Here is a 24555-nt window from a genome sequence, read left to right on the forward strand (position 1 = left end):
GGTGCGGGCGTCGGGGTTTCTTCCGCCCCCGCCGCCCCTACCCGTCCCGTCCCCGGGGGCTGCCGCCCCCGGACCCCCGCTTCGGCCCTGAACGGGCCTCGTCCTCAAACGCCGGACGGGCTGAATTTGCCGGGGCGGCGTCGGAAGGTTGCGTCGGCTTTCGCCCCGTCCTCAAACGCCGGACGGGCTGAGATTGCCTGGACCGGCGCTGGGAAGCGAACCCTTTCCCTGCCCGTCCTCGGTCTCCTCCCCCATCAGCTCCCGCGCCATCAGCGTCGCCCCCGCCACCGCCCCCGGCATCAGGAACACCGCGACGAACGGCACCAGGAAGGCCGCGGCGAGGGGCGTGCCGAAGCCCCAGATCAGGGTCTTGCGGGAGCGCAGGAGGGTGAGGCGGTCGCGGAGTTCCACCCGGCGGCGCTGGAGGGCCACGGCCGTGAGTTCCTCGGTGAGGAAGAAGCCCGTGACGACGATGCCGATCATCGGTACGGCCGTCTGGCCGACGACCGGGATGAAGCCCAGGGCGAAGAGCAGCACGCCCCAGACCGCGGCGCGCAGCACGATCCGCAGGCTGTCGCGGCCCGAGATCCACAGCTCGCGCCAGAGCGGCAGGCCGGACTCGGGGGCGGTGCCGTCGGGGGAGACGTCCCGGTCGACCTTCTCGGAGAGGTTCTCGTAGAAGGGCTGGCCGATCAGGAGGGTCACGGCGGTGAACGTGACGACCGACAGGAGCAGGCCCAGGGCGAACAGGACCGCGGTGAGGAGGCCGCGGAACAGGCCCTGCCAGGGGCTCGACCAGTCGTCGGCGAACGGCGTCGACCAGGAGACGAAGTCCTGGCCCCACAGCGCGAGCGCGACCAGGGCGGCCGCGTAGAGCACCAGGGTGATCAGGCCCGGGACCAGCCCGAAACCGTACTGCTTGCCGTGCCGGGCCACCCATCGCTGGCCCTTGAGGAGATATCCGAAACCGGCACCAAGATCGCGCATGGAAGGAACTCTAGTGCGGGGGTGTCACACGGGAGTCACGGTGGTTTTCGGGCCTGGTCACCGTCACCGCCTCACGCGGGGGTGACGGTCACCACCACCCCCTGCTCGGCCGCCGGGCTCACCGCCGCCGACACCCGTACCGCGAACGCCCGCGCCACCCGCCCCGCCTGCGACGCCCCGGCCAGCAGGAGGGGCTGCAGGCGTTCCAGCCCGGCCACCAGGAGCTCCTCCCCGGCGATGAGGACCGGGCGGGCCGCCTTCGTGGTGGCCGCCGCTGCCTCGGTGAGGTCGGCGAGGGGTGGGAGGGTCACGCGGACGACGTTGGCGCCGGCGGCGGCCGCGCGTTCGGCCAGGGCCACCTGGAGCGGCATCAGGGGAGCCAGCGCGGCTGTCAACGCGTCGGCGATGCGGCGCAGTTCGGGGGACGACTCGCGCAGGACCTCGGCCGCGGAGCGCAGCAGCGGGGTCAGGGCGAGCAGCGCGCCCGCCGCCAGGCCGGCCGTGGCAGGCAGCAGGGGCGAGGTCGCCTCGACCAGCTCGCCGAGCGCCGTCGCGAACTCCTCCACCGCCGGTTCCACCGCGTCCAGCACCGGCAGCAGGCTGTCGCCCAGGGCCGTCAGCAGGGCGTGTGCCGGTTCGCTGACCGGGTGGACCGCGAGGGGCGCGCCGCTGGTGCCGAGGCGGGTGAGGGTCTCGACGATGCGGTAGAACGCCTCCTGGGCCTGCGGCGACGCACTCGCCTCGGCCAGTTCGGCGGTGGTCTGCCGCAGTACGCGCAGGACCTCGGCGCCCGAACCGTCTCTGGGGTCGAAGGTGTTGATCGCGATACGGGTGATGTTCCCGGCCGTGTCCAGGAGTTGGCCGGTGATGTCGGTCGTGCTGCGTGCCATGCGCAGTACGTCGTCCCTGCTGGGGAGCGTGGGGATCGTAGCCATGGGCTCTCCTCGCCGTTCAGCCGTTCAGCCGTTCAGCCGTTCAGCCGTTCAGGTCCTCGACTGTTCGGCCGTTCGTCCTGCCGGTGCTGTGCCGGTGCCGTTCAACAGCATGCCCCTGCGGACGTCCCCGCAGGGGCCGTCCGGGGCATCTGTGACGGCAACTCCCCCTTGTTGCCGTTGAGTCGAACGGGTACACCTCGCCGTACCGATCTTTGGAAGCCGGAGGAGGTACGCGTGCGCACCACGAGAACCGTTCCTGCGAGACCCGTCCTGTTCACCACCCTCGCCCTCACCACGGCGGGCTCCCTGCTGCTCACCCCCCAGACCGCCGTCGCCGACCCCCCACACCCCCAGCCCCCGCACCGCGAGGCCGCTCTCGACCGGAACGCGGCGCGGACGCCCACGAGCGCCGCCCAGCGGGCCCTGGCCACCGCCGAGGCCGGATCCGAGGCGATCTCCGACGACAGCCGCGGCTATCCCCGCCGCCAGGTCCTCACCCCCGACCCCGAGAACCCGGCCGACAAGTCGATCAAGCTGGGTCTCACCCCGTACCACGCCGTCGCGCCGAAGCTGAACGCCCTGCAGGCCCTCGGCGACCGGGTGAGCGTCGAGGTCGCGGGCCGGTCGGCCGGCGGGCACCGGCTCTACCTCGTCACCGTCACGGCCCCGGAGAGCGCCCGCCAGGCCCGCGCCCAGGCGCGGATGCGCGAGCTCATCGAGAACGCTCCCGCGCTCGCCGCCAAGTCCCCCGAGATCAGGAAGACCTACAAGGCGCCGGTCTTCGTCAACAACAACATCCACGGCAACGAGTGGGAGGGCACCGACGCCTCCCTCAGGGCCATCGAGCGCCTCGCCACCGCCACGGACGGCCGGACGCGCGACCTGCTCGCCCACAGCCGCCTCTACTTCAACATCACGGCCAACCCGGACGGCCGTATCGCGGGCACGCGCACCAACGCGAACGGCTTCGACATGAACCGGGACTTCGTCACCGCCACGCAGCCCGAGGTGCGGGCGATGCGGCGGATCATGGTCGACAAGCAGCCGGCCGTCATGCTCGACCTGCACGGCTACGTCAACGGCACCCTCATCGAGCCCACCACTCCCCCGCACGGCGAGAACTACGAGTACGACCTGTTCCTGAAGAACACCTACGCCAACGCCCTCGGCATGGAGGCCGCCGTCAACGGCCTCGGCTACACACCCGGGAAGGACGGCGTCGAGCCCGCGCAGATACCGTTCCGCGACCAGCAGGAGGGCTGGGACGACTGGCCGCCGATCTTCACCCCGCAGTACGCGGCCTTCCACGGCACGGTCGCCGCGCACACGGTGGAGATCCCGCTGGCGGTGAACAACGAGGAGTACGACACCCTGCCGACCGCCGAGCTGCGCCGCCGGTCCGCGATCAACGTCGACGTCGCCGGGGCCGCCCTGAGCGCCACCCTCGACTTCGTGCGGGCCAGGCGCGCCTCGCTGGTCGCCGACCAGATCGAGGTCTTCCGGCGGGGTGCGGCGGGCGCCGCGCAGGTGCCGGTGTCCGAGGAGACCGTCCCGGGCGTCCCCGGCATCGGCCCCGAGGACGTGTACACGACCAACTTCCCGCGCGCCTACGTCATCCCGGCCGGCACCGGCACCCAGCGCTCGGCGACCGCCGCCGCCCGCCTCGTCGACCATCTCCTCGCCAATGACGTACGGGTCACCCGCGCGGCCCAGGCCTTCCGGCTCGGCGGGAAGACGTACGCCAAGGGCTCCTACGTCGTCGACATGCGCCAGCCCAAGCGCGGACTCGCGAACGTGCTCCTCGCGGACGGGCGGGACATCAGCGACAGGGTGTCGGCGATGTACGACATCTCGGGCTGGAGCCTCGGCAGGCTGTGGGGCGCGTCCGTCGCGACCCTGCCGGGGGTGCCGTACGGCGTGCTGCGCCCCGTCCGTGCGGCGGCTCCCGTCGCGTACGTCGCCCCGCGCGGCGACCTGCGGCTGCGGCTCGACGACCCGAACGAGATCGCTGCCCTCAACTCCCTGCTCAGGCAAGGGATCTCGGTACGGCGGGCTGCCGACGGCAGTGCGATCGTGCCGGGCTCGGCGCGCCGGCGGGCCGCACAGGCCGCCCGTACGTACGACGTCGCCTTCCACGCGACGAAGCTCTCCGGCACCACCCCGCTGCACCGCACCCGCGTCGCCGCCGCCGTCACCTCGGGCGAGCTGTTCGCGCTGCGGGAGATGAACTTCGAGGTCACGCCGGTCTCGACGGGTGTGCTGAACGCCGGGTTCGACTGGTCGTCGGTGGACGCGCTGTTCGTGTCGAGGGGCCTCGACCACGACGACCTGACCTCCGGCGCCCGTACGGCCCTCGACGCCTTCCTCGACGGACACGGGCTCGTCGGCCGGGGTGCCACCGGTGCCGCGCTCGGCTCGGCGACCGGGCTGCTGGCCGCGAAGCCGGTCGAGGGCAACGGGGACGCCAACGGCGTGGTGCGGGTCGTGAACTCCCGTAGCACCCTGATGTCCGGCGCCCCGGACCACGGCTTCGTGTACGCACCCGTGTGGTTCACGGACCTCGGACCAGAGGTCCGGGTGGAGCAGTCGTACGCGACCGGGAACCCGCTCGTCTCCGGGCACTGGCGGGAGTCGGAGGACGGCTCCGGCGGCCCGTCGGACGCGGCGGGACGGGCCTCGGTGATCAGCGGCCCGCACGCGGTGCTCTTCGGTACCGAACCACTCTTCCGGGACCACCCGAAGGGGGAATTCGCGCAGGTGGCGCGGGCATTGTTCAGCATGGCACCCGTAAGCGGCTCAGACTGAGGAGAGCGGATGACGCAAGGGATCCACGGCACCGTCGCGGACGGTTTCGAGGCGGTGCGCGAGGAGTTCGCCTCGTTCGTGGCGGGGGAACTCCCCGACCACGAGGGTCAGTTGTGCGCCTACGTGCACGGCCGCAAGGTCGTCGACCTGTGGACCGGTGACGGCTGCGAGGCCGACTCCCTCTACGGCGTGTTCTCGTCCACCAAGGGTGCCGCGCACCTCGTGGTCGCGCTCCTCGTGCAGGAGGGCACGCTGGAGCTGGACCGCAAGGTGACGTACTACTGGCCCGAGTTCGGGGCGGAGGGCAAGGGCGGCCTGACGCTGCGCGACCTGCTCGCGCACCGTGCGGGGCTGGTCGGCATCGACGCCGGGTTCACCGAGGACGAGCTGGCCGACGACCAGGCCATCGCCGAACGGCTCGCGGACCAGCGGCCGTTCTGGCGCCCCGGCACGGCCTTCGGCTACCACGCGCTCGTCATCGGCGCGCTCACCGGGGAGGTCGTACGCCGGGCCACGGGCCGCACGCTCCAGGAGGTGTACGAGGAGCGGGTACGGGCGCCGTACGGCCTCGACTTCCACATGGGCCTGCCCGAGGACCTGGAGCCCCGCTTCCGCTCCGTGCGGCCGATGGCCCCGACACCGGAGCAGCAGGCCGTGCTGGACGCGACGCCGACGGGTCCGCACACACTGGCGTCGATCGCGTTCAACGCCCATGTGCCGAATCCGGGCGAGCTGGTGGACTACCCCAACTCCCGCGCGGTGCGCGCGAAGGGGCCCGCGTCGGCGGGCGGGGTCGCGGCGGCGCGCGGGCTGGCCGGCATGTACGCGGCGGCGATCAGCGAGGTGGACGGCCGCCCGCCGCTGCTGAAGCCGGACACCGTCGCCGAAGTCGGCCAGATCCACTCGACCGGCTACGACCTGGTGGCCCGCGCGCACAGGTCCTTCGGCCTCGGCTTCCAGGCGGTCGCCGACTACCTGTACCCGTTCCTGGGCGCCGGCACCTTCGGCCACAGCGGAGCAGGCGGCTCCCAGGCCTTCGCCGACCCCCGCAGCGGCCTGGCCTACGGCTACACCCGCCGCCGCTGCGCCTACTCGGGAGGAGCGGCACCGGAGAACGAACGGCTGGTGAGGGCGGTACATCGGGCAGCGCTGGCGAGCTGAACACAGTGCAGGCCCGGGGCCCGGGCTGCGGGTGAACAAGAGCCGAGAGCAAGTGCCCACCAACCTCGCTGGTCCGACGACACCGGCCGTGAGGGAGCCGTAGGGGCGCGCCGGTGTCGAGAGGGCTGGGGGTCCCCCCTCTGGGGGAGCGCGGAGGCGCGAAGCGCTGAGCACGATCGCCCTCTCGACACCGGCACAGGGCGCCCCGTAGGCGACCGAGCCATCAAGGGCAGAGGCCGCACCCCACGTCCAGGGGTGCGGCCTCTGCTGTGTGCAACGAGCGGTGTCAGATCAGCGTCACGCTGATATTGCCGCGCGTCGCCTTCGAGTACGGGCAGACCTGGTGGGCCTTCTCAAGAAGATCCCGTGCGGTCTGCGCGTCCACGTTCGGGATCTCCGCGGAGATCTCGACGATGATCCCGAACCCGTCGTCGTTCTTGCCGATGCCGACCTTCGCGGTCACCGTCGAGCCGGAGATGTCGGCCTTTTCCTGACGGGCGACGACGCCCAGGGCGCCCTGGAAGCAGGCGCTGTAGCCGGCGGCGAACAGCTGCTCGGGGTTGGTGCCGGCGCCGCTGCCGCCCATTTCCTTGGGCGGGTTCACCACGACGTCGAGCTTGCCGTCGTCGGTGGCGACCCGGCCGTCGCGGCCGTTGTCCGCGGTGGCGACTGCGGTGTAGAGGACGTCGGTCTGCTGGATGGACATGCGGTGTCTTCTCCTCCTCGTTCCGCCGCGACTCGCGCCCACGATCGACGACGGTTTCGGAAAGAAGTTACCGCATACCGGAAAGCCGTAGAAGACGACCGATGATGTCAGAGCCGCGTCAGAGCTTGACGATCATCTTCCCGGTGTTGTCACCGCGCAGAACCCCGAGGAACGCCTCCAGGTTGTTCTCGATGCCCTCGACGACCGTCTCGCGGTACTTGAGCTGCCCCGAGGCGACCCACGGGCCGACTTCCTGGACGAACTGGGGCTGCAGGTCGTAGTGGTCGCCGACCAGGAGGCCCTCGATGCGGCCGCGGGTCGCGATGAGGCGGGCGAGATTCCTCGGGCCGGGGGCGGGCTCGGTGTTGTTGTAGACCGAGATCATGCCGCAGACGGCGATCCGGCCGTGGAGATTGAGCTGCCCTACGGCGGCCTCGAGGTGGTCGCCGCCGACGTTGTCGAAGTAGACGTCGACGCCGTCAGGGGCGGCCTCGCGCAGCTGCTCACTCACCGACCCGTTCTTGTAGTTGAACGCGGCGTCGAATCCGTACTCCTCCACCAGGAGCTTGACCTTCTCGTCGGACCCGGCGGAGCCGATGACCCGGGAGGCACCCTTGAGCTTGGCGATCTGGCCGACCTGACTGCCCACGGCACCCGCGGCGCCGGAGACGAAGACGGAGTCGCCCTCCTTGAAGGACGCGGTACGCAGGAGGCCGGCGTAGGCGGTGAGGCCGGTCATGCCGAGGACGCCGAGGTACGTGGAGAGCGGCGCCGCCTTCGGGTCCACCTTCACGGCGGTCTTGGCGTCCACCGCGGCGAACTCGCGCCAGCCGAAGAAGTGCAGGACGTGGTCGCCGACGGCGATGCCCTCGGCGTTGGACTCGATGACCTCACCCACGGCGCCGCCCTGCATGACCTTGCCGAGCTCGAAGGGGGCGACGTAGGACTTGGCGTCCGACATGCGGCCGCGCATGTACGGGTCGACGGAGAGGTACTTGTTCCGGACGAGCACCTGGCCCTCGCCGGGCGTCGGCATCTCGGCCTCGACCAGGGCGAAGTCCTCGTCCTTGGGCCAGCCGACGGGGCGGGAGAGGAGGTGCCATTCGCGGTTGCTCATGGGGGGTGCGCCTTTCCGGTTCACGCTTCGCGGCGTGGTTTTTACTTCAGTACCTGAAACAACCATGCTCCTGAATATTTCAGAATGTCAAGTAACGGGGTTACCCTGAGAGCATGGCCACTCCAGAGAAGACCCACCGCCCCGACGAGCTGACCCTCGAAGTCGTCGACCTCATCGGCGCGGTCGTGGCCCGCTACCACGAGGAGTACGACGAGGCCGCCGCCGAGCACGCCCTGACCGGCGCGCAGGCGCGGCTGCTGAGCCTGCTGTCGCTGGAGCCGCTGCCGATGCGGAAGCTGGCGCAGAAGCTGCGGTGCGAGCCGTCGAACGTGACCGGGATCGTGGACCGGCTGGAGTCCCGGGGCCTGGTGGAGCGCCGCCCGGACCCGGCGGACCGGCGGGTGAAGCTCGCCGCGGCCACCCAGGAGGGCCGCCGGGTGGCGCGCAGTCTGCGTGATTCCCTGCGCTTCGCCAGGGAGCCCCTCGCCGGGCTCTCCGAGGCGGAGCGGCAGGCGTTGCGGGATCTGCTGCGGCGGATGCTGGGTGTGGACGCGGGTCCTGTCTGACACAGGCTCCCCAGGGGCTGAAGCGTCACTTGCGGGCTTCCTGGTCCGAGGCGAGGATCGGAGCGTGGGTGTGCAGTGTTCACCCCGGGGCGGTGTCGATGTGCGGCTACCGCCGCGCGGCCCCGGGACCCCCACTCTCGGGCATCCATGAGGTCTGTGATGGGCGTGATGTCGCACTCCGTAGGAGGAGAGGGCCACCGCGATCCCAGCATGACGGCGGTGGCTCCGAACGGCGATCCGGTGCTCGCCGCACGGCTCACCGTGCCGGCCGTCCCTGGGACCTTCGTGCGCAGACAACGGCTCGTCGAGCAGCTGATCGAGGGCGCACGCACTCCGCTGACGCTGGTCAACGGCCCCGCGGGGGCGGGCAAGACGCTGCTGGTGGCCGACTGGATCGCGGCCTGTGAGCCGGGGGACGTCGCCTGGCTGACCGTGGAGCCGGAGGACAGCGCGCCCGGCGTCTTCTGGGCGTACGTCCTGCACGCCTTCCGGCACCACGGGATCGCCCTGCCCGAGTCCATCGGCAGCCCGGCCCGCCCCGGCGAGGTGGACCACTCGCTGCTGGCCCGGCTCGCGGCCTGGCTGAACGGGCGGGACTCCCGCGTGGTCCTCGTCCTGGACGAGTTCGACCGGGTGGCCGGCTGCGCCGAGGTGGCCGACGGGCTCCAGTTCGTGCTGCGGCACGCCGGTGCGGGACTGCGCCTGGTGGTCATCAGCCGTACGGAGCCGCTGCTGCCGCTGTACCGCTACCGGGCCGCCGGTGAACTCGTCGACATCCGCGCCGACGACCTGGCCTTCCGCGCCGAGGAGACGGCCGCCCTGGTCGACCGGCACGGGCTGCCGCTGTCCGCCGAGGCCGCGCGGGTGCTGACCGAACGCACCGGGGGCTGGGCGGCGGGGCTGCGGCTGTGCACCCTGGCCGCGCAGCGGGCCGGTGACCCCGAGAGCTTCCTGAAGGAGTTCGAGCCCGGGCACAGCACGGTGGCCGACTTCCTGCTGGGCGAGGTGCTGCGCGCCCACCCCGCCGAGACTCAGGACCTGCTGCTGCGCACCAGCATCCTGGAGGAGACCCACCCCGATCTGGCCAACGCCCTCACCGGGCGGGACGACGCGGAGCCGATCCTGGAGGAGCTGCAGCGGGCGAACGCGTTCGTCGAGCCCATCGGGCACTCGTGGTACCGGCTGCACCCGCTCTTCGCCGAGATCCTGCGCGTGCACCTGGGCGTGCGCCACCCGGGCCTGGAGCCCGAGCTGCACCGCACGGCCGCCAGGTGGCTGATCCGGGCGGGTCTGCTCGACGAGGCCCTGCCGCACGCGGCGGACGCGGGTGACTGGGAGCTGGCCGCCGCCGAGTTCATCGACCGCCTCGCGATCGGCCGGCTGCTGACGGGGCTGGCCGCCGAGCGGCTGGACGGCCTGTTCGCCAGGATGGCGCCGGAGGTGTCCGGGCCCGCCCCCGACCTGGTGCGCGCGGCGCGCGAGCTGGCCCACCACGACGTCGACCGGGGGGTGGCCTATCTGCGGCGGGCTGAGGAGAACCTGCCGGGCGGGGACGGCGGCGACGCGGCGGCGGTGCGGTTGAGCTGTGCGGTGCTGCGGGTGCTGGCCGCCCGGGTGGCGGGCTCGGCGGACATGGCCGAGTCGGCGGCGCGGGCCGTCGCGCAGGAGGAGCGCTCGCTGCCCGCCGACCGGCTGGAGCAGTCTCCGGAGCTGACGGCCCTCATGCTCACCGACCTCGGCTCGGCCCAACTGTGGGCGGGCCGCTTCGATGCCGCCCGCTCGACGCTGTCCGACGCCGTCCGGGCCGCCCAGGGTCCCGCGACGGCCCTCCCCCGGCACGAGGCGCTGAGCCGGCTCGCGCTGATCGACTTCCTGGACGGCCGCCCCGGCCGGGCCGAGTCGCACGCCCGGGACGCGATCGCCGAGGCGGAGCACTCGGGGCTGCCGGTGTCCGACCGGACCGGGGTGGCCCAGCTGGTGCTGGCCGCCGTGGCGATCGACCGGGACGACCTGACGGCCGCGAGGGACCATCTCGACCGGGCGGCGGCCACCTCCGCCGCCTCCCGCGATCCGATCGTGGCCGTGGAGCTGGCGATCCTGCGGTCCCGGCTGCTCTCCGCGCGAGGGGACTCCCGGGCGGCGCTGCGGGCCCTCGACGACATGGCGCGCCGGCCTCTGGTCTCCGCGGAGCCCTCCCCATGGGTGAGCGACCGCATCGCCATGGCCATGGCCGCGGCGCTGCTGGCCGACGGCGATCCGCGGGCCGCGGTGAAGGTCTTCGAGGAGCAGCCGGCGCACGGCCCGGAGAGCCTGGTGGCCGAGGCGCGGGCGCGGGCTGCCGCGGGTGAGAGCGAAGAGGCGCTGCGGATCCTCGACGCCCTCCCCGACCACAGCAGCCGGGGACCGGTCATCGACATGTGGGTCCTGCTGACCCGCGCACAGGCAGTCGACGCGCTCGGCGACTCCGCCGCCGCCGAGAGCCTCCTGCTCAAGGCCCTCGCGGCCGCCCGCCCGCATCACCTGCGACGGCCGTTCCTGGAGGCGGGGCCGTGGGTCAGACGGCTGCTGCTGCACCGGCCCGTGCTCGCCCGGGAGCACGCCTGGCTGACCGGCGCCCTCTCGCGGCCGCCTCTCGACGCGCGACCGTGGGAGGACTCGCCGAGCCCTCGCCCGGAGCCGCTCAGCGCGCGGGAGCGGGACGTCCTGGAGCGGCTGGCCCAGCTCATGTCCACCGAGGAGATCGCCGCCGATCTGCATCTGTCGGTCAACACGGTGAAGACCCACCTCAAGAGCATCTACCGCAAGCTCGCCGCCACCCGGCGCGGCGAGGCGGTCCGCCGGGCCCGCGAACTCGGGCTGCTCTGAGCCGCGTCCGCGCTGACCTGGGCTCGCAACCCGCCGGCGGAACCGGGGCTGTCACCTCGCGAGGGTGATGCCACCGGTCCCCCGGCCCCGCAGCATGGGGACATGCTCTACGAGATCCGCATCGACGGGCAGATGTCGAACGAGCTGACCACGGCGTTCCCCGAGTTGGACAGCTTCGTCGTCCCTCGTCAGACCCTGCTGTACGGCCAGGTCAACGACGAGGCGCATCTGTACGGCCTGTTGATTCGGTTCCAGTCCCTGGGCCTGCATGTGGTGGAGTTCCGTCAGCTTCCGGAGTGACGCTCGCCGCAGTGACGCTCGCCGGAGTGACGCTCAGCCCGCGAGCACCTTCGCCTTGGCCCGCTCGTACTCGGCGTCGGTGATGTCGCCGTGGTCGTGCAGCCCGGCGAGTTTGGTCAGTTCGTCCGCGTGGGTGGGCCCGGTCGACGGGGCCTCGGCGGCCGCTTCCTGGACGTAGGAGCGGAACTCCTCCTCCTGCCGCCGCATCTGGCGCACGTCGCGTTCGCCCATGCCGCGGCCGCGGGCGATCAGGTAGACGAAGACGCCGAGGAACGGCAGCACACAGACGAAGACCGTCCAGCCCGCCTTGCCCCATCCGCCCATGCTGTCGTCCCGGAAGATGTCGCCGAAGATCCGGAACAGCATCACGAACCACAGAACCCACAGGAAGAACCAGAGCATCGTCAGGAACGCGTTGAGCAGCGGATAGTCGTCCACTGTTTCCTCCACATGCCGGCCGCCGTGACGCCACGGCGGTGCTCGGAGCCTGATGAGTCCACGCTGCGCCCGCCGGGCGGGGAGGGCATCACCCGGAACGGGTGGGGTGTTCGCGGGGTGCCGCCGGGGCCGGGGCCGCGCTCAGGCGAGGATCAGCACGATGAAGAGCACGCAGACCACGATGTTGATCAGCCAGCTGTGGGTGTCCATCCAGTCCCGTACGTGCGGCATGGCGGCGGTCGCCCTGTGGTGGAACGCCAGCAGGAACAGCAGCGGGAGCGCGGCGATGAGCACGGTCGCCCCGATGAACGGCAGCGCCTCGGCGAAGTTCGCGTCCGCCTGGGACAGGTTCGTGCCCACCGTCAGCATGACGATGATGTCCGACGGCATCAGCAGGATGACGAGCAGCCCGACCTTGAGGGCCTTCCTGGCATCCGCCGACATGAGCGCGCCCAGCCATTTCGGTGGCTGGACGGTCTCCCGCCGGACCCAGTTCTTGATCGCGCCCGCCGCGAGGAGGCCGACCAGCACGTACTGGATGATGTTGCCGCTCGACCCGGCGTCGTCGGGATCACCCAGGTCCAGCAGTGAGGCCAGACCCATCGTGATCGCGGTGCCGACGGTGGTGGCGACGGCGACGCCGGTGAGGAAGCCGAGCGACACGCGTACTGCTCGCGGGGTCGTGACGAAGATGATGGCCGACATGATCTGCGGGCCGAGCATCATGGTCACGGCCAGGGGCAGGACGTTCAGTCCGTTCACGGCGGCACCCGCGTCAGGACGTCAGGACCTTGGACTTGGCCTGTTCGTACTCGCTGTCGGAGATGGCGCCCTTGTCGTGCAGGGCGGCCAGCTTGCCCAGTTCGTCCGCCTTGGCGCCCGGCGGCTTCGCGGCCGGTGCGGCGGCCTCCTGGACGTAGGCGCGGAACGCCCGCTCACGGTCGCGGGCCTGGCGCAGCTCGCGCTCGCCCATGCCGCGCCCGCGGGCGATCAGATAGACGAAGACGCCGAGGAACGGCAGCACGCACACCATCAGCGTCCAGCCCGCCTTCCCCCAGCCGCTGAGCGTGTCGTCACGGAAGATGTCCACGACCACACGGACCAGCAGCATGATCCACATGACCCACAGGAAGAACCACAGCATCGTGAGGAAGACGTCGAGCAGGGGGTAGTCCATGGTCGCCTCCGCCGGCCGACTGCCGCGCCCACGGCGCGGCTCGTGGAGTCCCGAGGCCTTCACCGTGCGCCGGGCCGTTCCGTCCGGCATCACCCCTCACGGGTGGCCCGCGCCATCTCGACCCGGCCGCCGGCCGCCAGCAGCGCCAGGACCGCCAGGACGGCGAGCAGGACGAGCGCGAACACCAGGACCGTGACCGTGGTGGGGCGGTTCCAGACCGCGAAGACGAAGGCCAGGACCGCCAGGGCCGACAGGGCGATCGAGCGTCGGTGGGTCTGTGCCCACACGCCCGCCCGTCCGGCCCGGACCTCGTGCCCGTCGGCCCAGACGGCGACCTTGTCCGCGGTGCGGTCACAGCCGCGGCGGATCGCCACCGGGAGCCGGCCGGGGCCGACCAGATAGGCGCCGAGGGCGACCACGACGCCGAGCACGATCGCCGTGACCAGGGCGTACTTGAGGAAGCGCAGCAGCGTGTCGAAGACGGCCGCCGCGGCCGCGTCCGATTGTACGGCGGCCGGGAGATGGTCCAGGTAGAAGCGGCGTACGAGGACCAGGGCGATGACCACCAGCAGACAGGCGAAGGCCGCGCCCAGCGCGGTGCGGATCAGTACGCGCCGCCGCCGGCGGGCCAGCAGCACGCCGGCCACGCCGATCAGGACGGTCAGGACGGGCAGCCAGTAGCCGACCTCGTCCAGCAGATGGGCGCCGTCGCGGATCTTCTCCAGCTCCTCGGACTGGAACAGCACCAGCTGCTTGTCGACGTCGGGGATCTTCGCCGCGGGCGACAGTCCCGCGTCGACGAGCTCCTTCTTCACCTGCTCGACGAGCGTGCCGACGTCGAGGGTGACCGTGCCGCCCGCGACGCCGACGGCGCCCCGGCCCTCACCGGTGAGGGCGTGCACGACGGCGTTGTGGGCCCGTTCGTTGGCGTTGGTCCACACGGTGGCGAAGGCGTCGCCGTGCACGATCCGCGTGACGACCCTGTTCACCGCGCCGTCCACGGCCGAGTCGATCTGCGGCCCGAGCCCCCGTACGGCGGCGGTGGCCCGGGGCGGCAGCCCCTGGGAGCTCAGCCAGCCGGCGAGTTCCGCGGCGGCCTGGTCGCCGTCGATACGGACGTCCACGGCCTCCGAGATCCGGTGGACGGCCGCGTCCTGGATGGCCGGCTCGGTGGCCAGCGGGGCCACCGTGTCCACGTACCGGTCGGTGTCGAGCGCGATGTCGTGCACCCACACCGTGATCAGTGCGACCGGCACGAGGACACAGGTGACCACGATCAGCACCGCGGAGGCCGTGGCCCGGGCGATGCGGCCGGGCGCGGAGGGCTTGTGCGCGGCGCTCATGCGGACTCCAGGTCAGCTAGGGGCCCCCTCCTCCCCTCCATTGCGTCCGCGCACCGCCGTAAGGGCACGTCGAGCGGGCCCATACGGGCGAGCGGCCCTCGGCTAAACGAGTGGGTCCTTCTTCACCACGCACAGCGCCCAGATGATGAACGCGTACAGCGCGATCAGCGTCAGCGACCAGACCGGGTAGTACGGGATGGACAGGAAGTTGGCGATGAGCAGCAGTGCCGCGATGCCGATACCGACGACCCTCGCCCACGTCTTCGCCGCGAACAGGCCGAAGCTCACGACCACGGCGATCGCCCCGAACAGCAGCTGGATCCAGCCCCAGCTGGTCAGGTCGAACTTGAAGACGTAGTTGGGCGTGGAGACGTAGACGTCGTCCTCGGCGATCGCCATGATCCCCCGGAAGACGTCGAGGATCCCGGCGATGAACAGCATCACTCCGGCGAACAGCGTCAGGCCGGTGGCGGCTGCCCGCGCCCCCTCTCGATGCTGGGGACGAGCGCTGGTGGCCATGGCCGGCCTCCTTTCCTCACCGGGCTGCGGTTGCGCAGCCGTACACCATCGAGCTTGATCCCCGAGGGCCGCGCCCGTCGTCACCCCCGGAGGGTGAGGTCGCGCCGACCGCCTTGCTGCTGCCATGGAGCACGGGGACCTGGGGCCCCAGGGTCCGAGGAGGTCGGCGCGATGAGCGATGGTGCCTGGGCCGGGCTGGCGGTGGCGGGTGTCACCGCCGCCTACGCCCTCGGATCGCGCCGGCTGTCGGCCACGCCGGTCACCTCGGCGATCGTGTTCACGGGGAGCGGTGTCCTGATCGGTCCCGCCCTCCTCGACGTCGTCGACATCGAGCACTACGCCGCGCCGGTCACGGCGCTGATGGAGGCCGCCCTGACGCTGGTCCTGTTCACCGATGCCATGGCCGTACGGCGTCATGACCTGGTCTCGGGCGGTTTCCTGCCCGGTCGGCTGCTCGGTATCGGCCTCCCGCTGTGCATCGCCGCGGGCTGGCTGCTGGCGTGGCCGCTGCTGCCCGGGCTGACCGTGTGGGAGCTGGCCCTGGTGGGTGCGATCCTCGCACCGACCGACGCCGCCGTGGGCAAATCCGCCATGTCCGACCCTGCCGTGCCGCCGCTCGTCCGCCATGGTCTCAACGCGGAGAGCGGTCTGAACGACGGCCTGATACTGCCGTTCTTCGTCGTCTTCGCCGCCGGAGTCCCCGGCACGTCGTACGCGCAGGAAGGCGTCGCGGGCACCTTCTGGCGCTCTCTGCTGCTCAGCACCGCCCTGGGCCTGCTCGCCGGCGACGTCGGCGGGCGGCTGCTGCGGGCGGCCCGGGCGCGCGGCTGGGTCGCCCGGGACTGGGGGCAGGTGTACGTGCTCGGCATCGCCGTGGCGTCGTACGAACTGGCCGTCCTCACCGAGGGCAGCGGCTTCATCGCGGCCTGGGTCGCCGGGTTCGCCTTCGGACACGCAGCGCGCCGCCACCGCACCTCCGGCAGGCCGCAGGGCCCGGACCGCACGCCCGAGTTCGCCGAGAACCTGGGCGCGCTGCTGGCGTCGATCAGCCTGATGGTCTTCGGAGCGGTGCTGCTCGGCCCGGCGCTGCAGCACCTGACCTGGGAGATCGTCCTGTACGCCGCGCTCAGCCTGACGGTCGTACGGATGGTCCCCGTGGCCGTAGCCCTGGCCGGGAGCGGGCTGCGGTGGCCGACGGTCGCGTACATCGGCTGGTTCGGACCACGCGGCCTCGCCTCGATCGTCCTGGGGCTGCTCGTGGTCGAGGAGCACGTACCGGGAACCGAGACCCTGGGCCGCGCGGTCGCCGTCACCGTCGCCCTCAGCATCCTGCTCCAGGGCATCTCGGCAGTGGCACTCGCCCAGCGGTACGGCCGCTGGTACGCACACGCCTCCGCCGCAGCCGGTGAACGCGGGCTGCGGGAGGGGACGTCCGTGCCGGAAGGGACCCGCGTCCCGCCCTCGGGCCGGTCCGTGCGGTGACGGGCGCGCACGGCCGGGGCGGTCTCGCGGGGGTACGACGGCTGGTACGCGTGGGGCGGCGACGGCGGGCGCGGGCTGCGGAAGGGCGTAGGCACGGGCTGCGGAAGAGTGCAGGCACGGGCTGCGGGAGGGCGTATCCGTGTCCTGTGCCCCGGACGAAACCCGCGTCACACCATCAGACCGGCCCGCGCGGTGACAGCCCGCACAGCCGTGGCACCCGTGCGGCGGTACGACGGCTGTTGGGCGCGGGCCGCCTGGCGGCGGGCGCGGGCTGCGGAAGGGCATGGGCACGGGCTGGGGGAAGGCGTACCCGTGTCCTGTGCCCCGGACGGGAGCCCCGTCACGCCGTCAGGTCGGTCCGGGCGGTGACGCGGCCCTCGGACACCGCGTCGGTCAGTGCCTGGTGGTCGCGTTCGTTCTGGTCGGCGTATGCCTGGGCGAAGTCCACCAGGGCGCGGTCGAAGGTGTCGCCGCGGCCGAGGTAGGCGGCGATGGCGATCGGGTCGCCCGAGCGGGCGTGTGCGCGGGCCAGGGAGGCGCCGCAGAGGCGGGCGAACAGGCCCAGGGTGGTGGGGTCCATGGTCTCGGGGCGGGCGATGCCCTTCCAGTCGCGCAACTGCCGTACGTAGAAGTCGCGTTCGCGGCCGTCGATGCCCGTGGCGTGCTTCCAGCCGAGGAAGATGTCGCTGGCGGCCTGCATGAGCCGTTGCCCGGCCACCACCCGCTCACCCTGGTTGTCGAACTCGCTGGCGCCGCAATAGGGGGCGAGGACCGAGTCGCCCGCCTCCTTGGCCTGCAGCAGGAGCGGGTCCTCGCCGTCGCGGCCGATCAGCAGCACGATCCAGCAACGGGTGCCGACGCTGCCGACCCCGACGACCTTGCGCGCCATGTCGGCCACGTGGAAGCGGTTCAGCAGGTGCCGCCGCTCCGAGGTCAGGGTGTCGGCGTAGCCGGAGATCAGTTCCCGCAGGGTCTGTGCCAGACCCTCGCCCTCCGTGCCGGGCAGCAGCTCCGTGAGGGGGGTGATCAAGGGGGGATCCGAGATGATCCGGTGCTCGCCGTCCACCACTTGGGTCAGCTTCGCGGCCGCCTGGAGACTCGTCCGGGCCCGGGCTTTCGCCGATGCCCGCACGGCCCGCTTCTCGTCCCCCTTGCCCAGCGGTTCGGGCAGCAGCTCCGCGATCTGGTCGAAGTCGTCCCGTGCGTACCAGACGTCGAGGGTGCGCTGTCCGGCGAACTCCCACATCCGCTCCCGGTAGGACGCGACGGCGGCGCGCACCAGGGTGTCGCACCGCTTCGCCGGGAACCCGTTGGCCCGGCCGGCGATCACCAGGCTCGCGGCGAGCCGTTTGACGTCCCACTCGAAGGGGCCGGGAAGGGTCTCGTCGAAGTCGTTGATGTCGAAGACGAGATGGCGTTCGGGTGAGGCGAGGAGCCGGAAGTTCAGCAAGTGCGCGTCGCCGCACAGCTGGGCGTACAGCCCGGTGTGCGCACTGGCGCCGAGGTCGGACGCCATGATCGCCGCGGCTCCCCGGTAGAAGCGGAACGGCGATTCGAGCATCCGGCCGTACCGGACGGGGACCAGCTCGGACACGCGGGTGGCGGACTGCCGCTCGATGACGTCGACGGGGTCCGGCCGTTTCTCGTCGGGCCCGTAGGCGGCGTGGGCGGAGCGGGGCACCCGCGCGCGTGCCTCCTTGCCGAGTGCCGCACGGTCGGACGGGGAGAGTGCGCCGTCGTGCGTCAGGGAGAGCGGACCGTCGTGCATCGTGGCCATGACCTGACCTCCTCTGTCCGCATGCTCACCGCCCGGCGCCCCCGGCGGGATCACCCGGAACAGGTGATGTGTGGCCGGGTCACCGGCAGTGGGATGCCTATGTGGGCGGTAGAAAGCCCGCTCGGACGTCCGGCACGCCCGATCGTCCCCGTCCGGCGGCTCAGCGGTGGGCGGCACGCCTGGCCCTGCTGGTCGCGGCCGCCGCGATCGCCCTGCTGCTGGCGGCCACCGGGGTCAGGAGCCTGACGCTGCTGGTCGTCGGCCTGGCGGGGCTCGCCGCCACCGCGGCCGCGCTGTGGTGGGCCCTCTCCCGGCACGGCCTGGCCCGGGCGCTCGCCGCCGCACTCGCCGCGCTGCTGCCGATCGTGGTGCTGTTGCGCCTCGCGGCGGCGGGCCTGCTGTGGGCCGTACTGGCGACCCTGGCGCTGTGGGCCGTGGCAATGCTGATCGGACGGTCCGCCCTGCGCACGGACTCCGGCCGGACGCACCCCCGGCAGCACACCACCCCACCGCCCGCAGCACCGTTCCTCATCATGAACCCGCGCTCAGGGGGCGGAAAGGTCGGCAGATTCGACCTGGTGGCCAAGGCGCGGGCCCTGGGCGCCGAGGTCGCCGTACTCGATCCGGCTCACCCGCAGGACGTCGCCGAACTGGCCCGGCAGGCCGTGGCGCGGGGCGCGGACCTGCTGGGGGTCGCCGGCGGGGACGGCACCCAGGCGCTGGTGGCGGGGGTGGCGGCTCGGCACGGTCTGCCGTTCGTGGTGATCTCCGCCGGCACCCGCAACCACTTCGCCATGGACCTCGGCCTCGACCGCGGCGACCCGTCGACCTGCCTGGACGCCCTCACCGACGGGGTCGAACTCCATATCGACCTGGGCCTCATCGGTGAGCGCGTCTTCGTGAACAACGCGTCCTTCGGCGTGTACGCGGCGGTCGTGCAGAGCCCCGCCTACCGCGACGACAAGGTGAACACCATCCTCCGGGAGCTCCCGGACCTGCTGACCCATCAGGTCGGGCCGCGGCTGACCGTCCACGCGGGCGACGTCGTCGTCGACGCTCCCCAAGGGGTCCTGATCAGCAACAACCCCTATCAGCTGGGCGACGCCGCCGGCCTCGGCCGACGCCCGCGGCTGGACTCCGGTGTCCTCGGCGTCCTCGGCATCAAGGTCGACAACGCCGCCCAGGCGGCCGGACTGCTGCGGGGCCAACAGGCGCGCGGCCTCACCCTGCTGACCGAGACCGAGGTGGTGGTCGGCTCCGACGCCCCCGAGATCCCGGTCGGCGTCGACGGCGAGGCGCTCCTGCTGCGCACACCGGTCACCTGCCGCGTCGCGCCCGGCGCCCTGCGCGTGCGGGTGCCGCGCGAGCGGCCGGGAGTGCCCGGGGCGCGGCCGCGGATGGACTGGCGGGCCCTGGGCCGGCTGGCGTTCCCGCGTGCCCTTCCCTCAGCCGGCCGCACCCACTGAGACTCGCGAAGGCGAACGGTTTACGTGCACCACCACAGGAACCGGTCGCAGGTCTCCGACGGCGTCGGGTCCGGGGTCGGGTCCGCCGTGGTCGGGTCCGCCGTCGGCGCCTGGGTCTCCGGATCGGACGTGGGAGCGGGTGCCGAGGTGGACGTACCGGAACCGCCGCTGCCCGTGGTCGCCGACTGGCCGTCCTTGTCGGGGGTCTTGTCCTCGTCGTCCTTCTTCTTGTCCTCGTCCTTCGGCGACTTCGAAGCCGAGGGGGACGAGGACGGCCCCGGGGACGGTGAGCCGTCCGTACGTGTCGTCCCGTCCGTCGCGTCCGGGGACGCGGACACCTCCTCCGACGCCGCGCCCTCGGCGGACTCGTCCCCGGCCGCCGCCGGCTTCGGGCTGCTGCCGGGGGCGTCCATGCCGAGCTCGGCGAGGCTCAGACCGCCCGCGGCCAGGACGAACCCGGCGGCGACCAGCAGGGCCCGGCGACGGCGGCGCCGATGCGCGGCGGCCTTGCGGTCGCGACGGCTCACACCGCCCGCGGACTCGTCGTCGTCCCAGTCGTCGTCATCGCGGTCGTCATCGCGGTCGTCGGCACGCACGTCGTCGCGCCCACGCGGGCCGTCGCCCTGGTCGTCGTGGGCGTCGTCGTGGCTGTCGTGGGCGTCGTGGGCGTCCTCGGAGTCCCCGTACTCCCCCTCAGGGGCGGCGAACTCATCCCGGTACAGGGCACCGCCGTAGTCACCGCCGCCGTACGCACCGCCGCCGTACTCGCCACCGCCGTACGCACCGCCGCCGTACGCGGCACCCCCGTACTGCCCGTCGTACTGCCCCGCGTACGTCTGGGCGGGCATCTGCTGGGTCATGGGCGGCATCTGCGGATACGCGTCCCCCGCGCCCGCGTGCACGCGGAGCTGTTCGACCGTGGCGCCACAGCCGGGGCAGGCGAGGGCGCCATTCAGGTGCCGTCGGCACGGGTGGCAGTAGTCCATGACGCGGGAAGACTAAGGAACCGACCCACACCTTTCCTAGCAGTTGCTGTGAAGGTTATGTGCGGAACTGGGGTTTCCGGTTTGGTCGGTGGGGTCAAGCCCGGCCATTCGGTGCATCCTCCGCGCCGGGTCCGTACGACAGCCCGCACGACAGCCCGTACGACAACGTCGCGCGGCCCGTCGCACGTACACCGCGCGACGGGCCGCGTCGACCCAAGTGCCCAGGTCCGGCCTATGTTGGCTTGCGCGCCGTCATCGCCCGCTGGATCAGGATGAACGCGCACAGCAGCACACCCGTGGCGATCTTCGTCCACCAGGAGCTGAGCGTGCCCTCGAACTGGATGATGCTCTTGATCAGGCCCAGCACGAGGACGCCGAACAGGGTGCCCAGGACGTAACCGGAGCCGCCCGTCAGCAGCGTGCCGCCGATGACGACCGCGGCGATCGCGTCGAGTTCCATGCCGACGGCGTGCAGCGGGTCACCGGACTGGATGTACAGCATGAACAGCAGGCCGGCCAGCGCCGAGCAGAAGCCGCTCACCGTGTACACGGCGATCTTGGTGCCGCCCAGCGGAAGCCCCATCAGCAGCGCCGACTGCTCGTTGCCACCGATGGCGTACACCCGGCGGCCGAAGCGCGTGTAGTGGAGTATGCAGAAGGCGGCGGCGAGGACGACCAGGGCGACGACGGCCCCGATCGACAGCTCCCCCAGTCCGAGCGACACCCGGGTCTGGGCCATGCTGCTCACCGTGGAGTCGCCGATGGAGATGGACTCCTTGCTGATGACCAGGCACAGGCCCCGGAAGAGGAAGAGGCCGGCGAGGGTCACGATGAACGGCTGGATCTCGAAGTTGTGGATCACATAGCCCATGAGGAAGCCGCCGAACGCGCCCACCCCCAGGGCGAGCGGGATGACCAGTATCAGCGGCAGCCCCTGACGCTCCACCAGCCACGCCGTGAACATGGTGGTGAAACCGATCAGGGAGCCGACGGACAGATCGATGCCGCCGGACATGATGACGAAGGTGGCGCCGACGGCGGCGACCAGCAGATAGCTGTTGTCGATGAACAGGTTGAGGAAGACCTGCGGTTCGCCGAACCCGTAGTTCTGGTAGCGGCTGAGACCGCCGATGTACATCGCGAGGAACAGGCCGGCCGTGACCAGGACGGGCAGCCGCCGGTCGCCGAGCACACGCGCGGCCGTGGACGGCGTACGGCCTTCCGCTGCCGTACGGGTCTTGGTGGTCGCGCTCATCGCGACACCTCCATCTTCGGGGCGGCGTCGGCCGGGGCGGAGGGCTCCGCCGGGGCGGTGGTACGGGCGCGTCCCTTCGCGCCGAGGACCTTGGCCCGGAACTTCGGGGACTGCAGCAGGCAGACGACGATGACGACGGCGGCCTTGAAGACCAGGTTGGTCTGGGTGGGCACGCCGATGGTGTAGATCGTGGTGGTCAGGGTCTGGATGACGAGGGCGCCGATCACGGTGCCGCCGATGGAGAACCGGCCGCCGAGCAGCGAGGTGCCGCCGATGACGACCGCGAGGATCGCGTCCAGCTCGATCCACAGGCCGGCGTTGTTGCCGTCCGCGGCCGAGGTGTTGGAGCTGATCATCAGGCCGGCGATGCCCGCGCACAGGGCGCAGAACATGTACACCATGATCTTGATGCGCCGGGAGCGGATGCCGACCAGGCGGCTGGCCTCGGCGTTGCCGCCGACCGACTCGACGAGCAGGCCGAGCGCCGTACGGCGGGTCAGGGCGACGGTGACGGCCACGACGGCGGCCACCACGAAGATGGAGAAGGGCAGGGTCAGCCAGTAGCCGCCCCCGATGAGCTTGTACGGCTCGCTGTTGATGGTGATGATCTGGCCGTCGGTGATCAGCTGGGCGACCCCGCGTCCGGCGACCATGATGATGAGGGTCGCGATGATGGGCTGGATGCCCATCCGGGCGACCAGGAAGCCGTTCCACAGACCGCAGACGACCGCCGCCACCAGGCCGATGCCCATGGCGAGGAAGACCCCCGCCAGCGCGTTCTGGTCGGCCTGGTCGCTGATGTACGAACAGGTCAGGGCGCCGGTGATGGCGACCACGGCGCCGACGGAGAGGTCGATGCCGCCGGTGGCGATGACCAGGGTCATGCCGACCGCCACCAGGATCAGCGGCGAGCCGAACAGCACGATCGAGATGAGGCTGCCGTAGAGGTGGCCGTCCGCCATCCGGATCGCGAAGAAGTCGGGGGTGAAGGGGACGTTGACGAGCAGCAGGGCGATCAGGACCGCGACCGGCCAGAACAGGTGGTGGTGCGTCAGTGCTCGCCAGCGGGAGGGGGTGGTCACTGCCGGGGTACTCACTGGTGCTCTCCGCTCGCGATGGTCTCCAGGATCTTGCTGGTGGTGATCTCCGGCCCGTTGGTCAGCTGTGCCACGAGCTTGCGGTCGCGCAGCACTCCGATGGTGTGGCTGAGCCGGAGCACCTCCTCCAGTTCGGCCGCGATGTACAGCACGGACATGCCGTCCTCGGAGAGGGAGACCACGAGCTTCTGGATCTCGGCCTTGGCGCCCACGTCGATGCCGCGCGTGGGCTCGTCGAGGATCAGCAGCTTCGGCTGCGTGATCAGCCAGCGGGCGAGCAGCACCTTCTGCTGGTTGCCGCCGCTCAACTGGCCGACGCGGGCCTCGGGGTTGGCGGGGCGGATGTCGAGGGCCTTGATGTACTTGGCGACGAGTTCGTCGCGCTGGGCGGCCGGGATGGGCCGGGTCCAGCCGCGGGAGGCCTGGAGGGCGAGGATGATGTTCTCGCGCACCGTGAGATCGGGGACGAGGCCCTCGGTCTTGCGGTTCTCCGAGCAGAACGCGACACCGGCGCCGATGGCGTCGTTGGGGGCGCTCATCGAGACCTGCTTGCCGGCGACGGTCACCTTGCCGCTGTCGGGCTGGTCGGCGCCGAACAGCAGCCGGGCCAGTTCGGTGCGGCCCGAGCCGAGCAGTCCGGCGAGGCCGAGCACCTCGCCCTTCTTGATCTCCAGGTCGAAGGGGGCGACACCGCCGGTCCGGCCGAGGCCCTCGGCCTTGAGAAGCGTCTCGCCGACGTCGGAGCGCAGCTGGTGCTCGTGCAGCTCCTCCAGCTGGTCCAGGGCCTTGCCGATCATCAGCTCGATCAGCCCGACCTGGTCGAGGTCGGCCACCATGTGCTCGCCGACCAGGGTGCCGTTGCGCAGCACGGTCATGCGGTCGCAGATCTCGTAGATCTGGTCGAGGAAGTGCGACACGAAGAGGATCGCGACGCCCTCGTCCCGCAGCCGCCGCATCAGGCGGAAGAGTTCGAGGACCTCGTCGCGGTCGAGGCTGGAGGTGGGCTCGTCCAGGACGAGCACCTTGGTGCCGGAGCCCTCGCCGTCGCTGTCGCCGTGGCCCACCGACCGTACGATCGCGACCAGTTGCTGCACGGCCAGCGGGTACGAGGACAGCGGCGCCGTCACGTCGATGTCGAGGCCGAGCCGGTCGACCATCTCCGCGGCCTGCTTGCGTATCTGCTTCCACTGGATGCGGCCCGCGCGGGTGGGTTCACGGCCGATGAAGATGTTCTCCGCCACCGAGAGGTTGGGGCAGAGGTTGACCTCCTGGTAGACCGTGCTGATGCCGGCGTGCTGAGCCTGCAGCGGGCTGCCGATCCGTACGTCCTCGCCGTCGAGGGTGATCGTGCCGCCGTCCAGGGAGTGGACCCCGGTCAGCACCTTGATGAGGGTGGACTTCCCGGCCCCGTTCTCGCCCATGAGGGCGTGGATCTCGCCGGGGAAGAGCCGGAAGTCGACGCCCGACAGAGCCCGTACCCCCGGAAACTCTTTGACTATGCCCGTCATCTCCAGGACGGGCCGCGGCTCTGCCATGGCAGCGCTCCTCTTGAAATGGGTTCAGGCCCGCAGGG

General features: G+C 71.6%; 21 protein-coding genes and 1 pseudogene. 8 read left to right on the forward strand and 14 right to left on the reverse strand.

What is annotated here, in order from left to right:
- Positions 1 to 25: 25 nt before the first annotated feature.
- A pseudogene (locus EJ357_RS50745) lies at positions 26 to 192 on the forward strand (cobyrinate a,c-diamide synthase); the annotation flags it as partial.
- Here the strand turns inward: EJ357_RS50745 and EJ357_RS14050 are convergent.
- Together EJ357_RS14050 and EJ357_RS14055 are read right to left on the reverse strand one after the other, a co-directional pair.
- Entirely contained in the window at positions 172 to 987 is an 816-nt protein-coding gene (locus EJ357_RS14050; RefSeq protein ID WP_126391938.1) for an EI24 domain-containing protein, read from the reverse strand. The pseudogene EJ357_RS50745 and the gene EJ357_RS14050 sit on opposite strands and share 21 nt — an antisense overlap.
- 71 nt (positions 988 to 1058) lie before the next feature.
- The gene (locus EJ357_RS14055) at positions 1059 to 1922 is read right to left on the reverse strand and encodes a hypothetical protein (RefSeq protein ID WP_126391939.1); all 864 of its coding nucleotides are present in this window, start codon (positions 1920 to 1922) and stop codon (positions 1059 to 1061) included.
- Positions 1923 to 2156: 234 nt separating this feature from the next.
- Here EJ357_RS14055 and EJ357_RS14060 point away from each other — a divergent pair, with 234 nt between their 5' ends.
- Together EJ357_RS14060 and EJ357_RS14065 are read left to right on the forward strand one after the other, a co-directional pair.
- Positions 2157 to 4727 carry a M14 family zinc carboxypeptidase gene (locus EJ357_RS14060; protein ID WP_126391940.1) on the forward strand — a complete coding sequence of 857 codons (2571 nt, stop codon included), beginning with the start codon at positions 2157 to 2159 and terminating at the stop codon, positions 4725 to 4727.
- A 9-nt stretch (positions 4728 to 4736) separates the two neighbouring features.
- Positions 4737 to 5888 (forward strand): serine hydrolase domain-containing protein, encoded by a 1152-nt coding sequence (locus EJ357_RS14065; protein ID WP_126391941.1) that lies wholly within the window; start codon positions 4737 to 4739, stop codon positions 5886 to 5888.
- 286 nt (positions 5889 to 6174) lie between these two features.
- Here the strand turns inward: EJ357_RS14065 and EJ357_RS14070 are convergent, their stop codons facing one another.
- Both EJ357_RS14070 and EJ357_RS14075 read right to left on the reverse strand, forming a co-directional pair.
- Positions 6175 to 6594 (reverse strand): organic hydroperoxide resistance protein, encoded by a 420-nt coding sequence (locus EJ357_RS14070; protein ID WP_126391942.1) that lies wholly within the window; start codon positions 6592 to 6594, stop codon positions 6175 to 6177.
- Positions 6595 to 6712: 118 nt separating this feature from the next.
- On the reverse strand, positions 6713 to 7711 hold the full coding sequence (locus EJ357_RS14075; protein WP_126391943.1) for an NADP-dependent oxidoreductase: 999 nt from the start codon (positions 7709 to 7711) through the stop codon (positions 6713 to 6715).
- A 113-nt stretch (positions 7712 to 7824) separates the two neighbouring features.
- Here EJ357_RS14075 and EJ357_RS14080 point away from each other — a divergent pair, with 113 nt between their 5' ends.
- The 3 genes from EJ357_RS14080 to EJ357_RS14090 all read left to right on the forward strand — a co-directional run bounded on the left by EJ357_RS14080 (position 7825) and on the right by EJ357_RS14090 (position 11442).
- Positions 7825 to 8277, forward strand: a complete 453-nt coding sequence (locus EJ357_RS14080; RefSeq protein WP_126391944.1) for a MarR family winged helix-turn-helix transcriptional regulator — start codon at positions 7825 to 7827, stop codon at positions 8275 to 8277.
- 210 nt (positions 8278 to 8487) lie between these two features.
- Positions 8488 to 11142, forward strand: a complete 2655-nt coding sequence (locus EJ357_RS14085; protein WP_126391945.1) for a helix-turn-helix transcriptional regulator — start codon at positions 8488 to 8490, stop codon at positions 11140 to 11142.
- 102 nt (positions 11143 to 11244) lie between these two features.
- The gene (locus tag EJ357_RS14090; protein WP_126391946.1) at positions 11245 to 11442 is read left to right on the forward strand and encodes a hypothetical protein; all 198 of its coding nucleotides are present in this window, start codon (positions 11245 to 11247) and stop codon (positions 11440 to 11442) included.
- Between the two features lie 33 nt (positions 11443 to 11475).
- On the opposite strand, the gene EJ357_RS14095 is transcribed toward EJ357_RS14090, so the two are convergent.
- The 5 genes from EJ357_RS14095 to EJ357_RS14115 form a co-directional block, all read right to left on the reverse strand.
- Entirely contained in the window at positions 11476 to 11880 is a 405-nt protein-coding gene (locus EJ357_RS14095; protein ID WP_228473057.1) for an SHOCT domain-containing protein, read from the reverse strand.
- Positions 11881 to 12021: 141 nt separating this feature from the next.
- Positions 12022 to 12642 (reverse strand): GAP family protein, encoded by a 621-nt coding sequence (locus EJ357_RS14100; protein WP_126391947.1) that lies wholly within the window; start codon positions 12640 to 12642, stop codon positions 12022 to 12024.
- Between the two features lie 13 nt (positions 12643 to 12655).
- Positions 12656 to 13057, reverse strand: a complete 402-nt coding sequence (locus EJ357_RS14105; RefSeq protein ID WP_126391948.1) for an SHOCT domain-containing protein — start codon at positions 13055 to 13057, stop codon at positions 12656 to 12658.
- 89 nt (positions 13058 to 13146) lie between these two features.
- A complete protein-coding gene (locus tag EJ357_RS14110) occupies positions 13147 to 14400 on the reverse strand; it encodes a hypothetical protein (protein WP_126391949.1) in 1254 nt (417 codons plus the stop codon).
- A gap of 102 nt (positions 14401 to 14502) precedes the next feature.
- Positions 14503 to 14919 carry a DUF7144 family membrane protein gene (locus tag EJ357_RS14115; RefSeq protein WP_126391950.1) on the reverse strand — a complete coding sequence of 139 codons (417 nt, stop codon included), beginning with the start codon at positions 14917 to 14919 and terminating at the stop codon, positions 14503 to 14505.
- A 171-nt stretch (positions 14920 to 15090) separates the two neighbouring features.
- Here EJ357_RS14115 and EJ357_RS14120 point away from each other — a divergent pair, with 171 nt between their 5' ends.
- Positions 15091 to 16401 (forward strand): cation:proton antiporter, encoded by a 1311-nt coding sequence (locus EJ357_RS14120; RefSeq protein WP_126391951.1) that lies wholly within the window; start codon positions 15091 to 15093, stop codon positions 16399 to 16401.
- A gap of 340 nt (positions 16402 to 16741) precedes the next feature.
- Here the strand turns inward: EJ357_RS14120 and EJ357_RS14125 are convergent, their stop codons facing one another.
- On the reverse strand, positions 16742 to 18169 hold the full coding sequence (locus EJ357_RS14125) for a DUF2252 domain-containing protein (protein WP_126399472.1): 1428 nt from the start codon (positions 18167 to 18169) through the stop codon (positions 16742 to 16744).
- Positions 18170 to 18279: 110 nt separating this feature from the next.
- Here EJ357_RS14125 and EJ357_RS14130 point away from each other — a divergent pair, with 110 nt between their 5' ends.
- Positions 18280 to 19644, forward strand: coding sequence for a diacylglycerol/lipid kinase family protein (locus tag EJ357_RS14130; RefSeq protein ID WP_126391952.1), 1365 nt, complete (start codon positions 18280 to 18282; stop codon positions 19642 to 19644).
- 20 nt (positions 19645 to 19664) lie between these two features.
- Here the strand turns inward: EJ357_RS14130 and EJ357_RS48260 are convergent, their stop codons facing one another.
- From EJ357_RS48260 to EJ357_RS14155, 4 genes are all read right to left on the reverse strand, one after another.
- Positions 19665 to 20630, reverse strand: a complete 966-nt coding sequence (locus EJ357_RS48260; RefSeq protein WP_175647216.1) for an SCO2400 family protein — start codon at positions 20628 to 20630, stop codon at positions 19665 to 19667.
- 232 nt (positions 20631 to 20862) lie between these two features.
- Positions 20863 to 21885, reverse strand: a complete 1023-nt coding sequence (yjfF, locus tag EJ357_RS14145) for a galactofuranose ABC transporter, permease protein YjfF (RefSeq protein WP_126391955.1) — start codon at positions 21883 to 21885, stop codon at positions 20863 to 20865.
- Positions 21882 to 22982, reverse strand: a complete 1101-nt coding sequence (locus EJ357_RS14150) for an ABC transporter permease (RefSeq protein ID WP_126391956.1) — start codon at positions 22980 to 22982, stop codon at positions 21882 to 21884. The genes yjfF and EJ357_RS14150 overlap by 4 nt, the downstream gene beginning before the upstream one ends.
- Complete coding sequence (locus tag EJ357_RS14155; protein ID WP_126391957.1) at positions 22979 to 24517, reverse strand: sugar ABC transporter ATP-binding protein; 1539 nt, start codon at positions 24515 to 24517, stop codon at positions 22979 to 22981. Before EJ357_RS14155 ends, EJ357_RS14150 begins: the two co-directional genes overlap by 4 nt.
- Between the last annotated feature and the right edge of the window lie 38 nt (positions 24518 to 24555).

The sequence above is a fragment of the Streptomyces cyaneochromogenes genome (genome assembly GCF_003963535.1).
Classification (GTDB): Bacteria; Actinomycetota; Actinomycetes; order Streptomycetales; family Streptomycetaceae; genus Streptomyces; species Streptomyces shaanxiensis.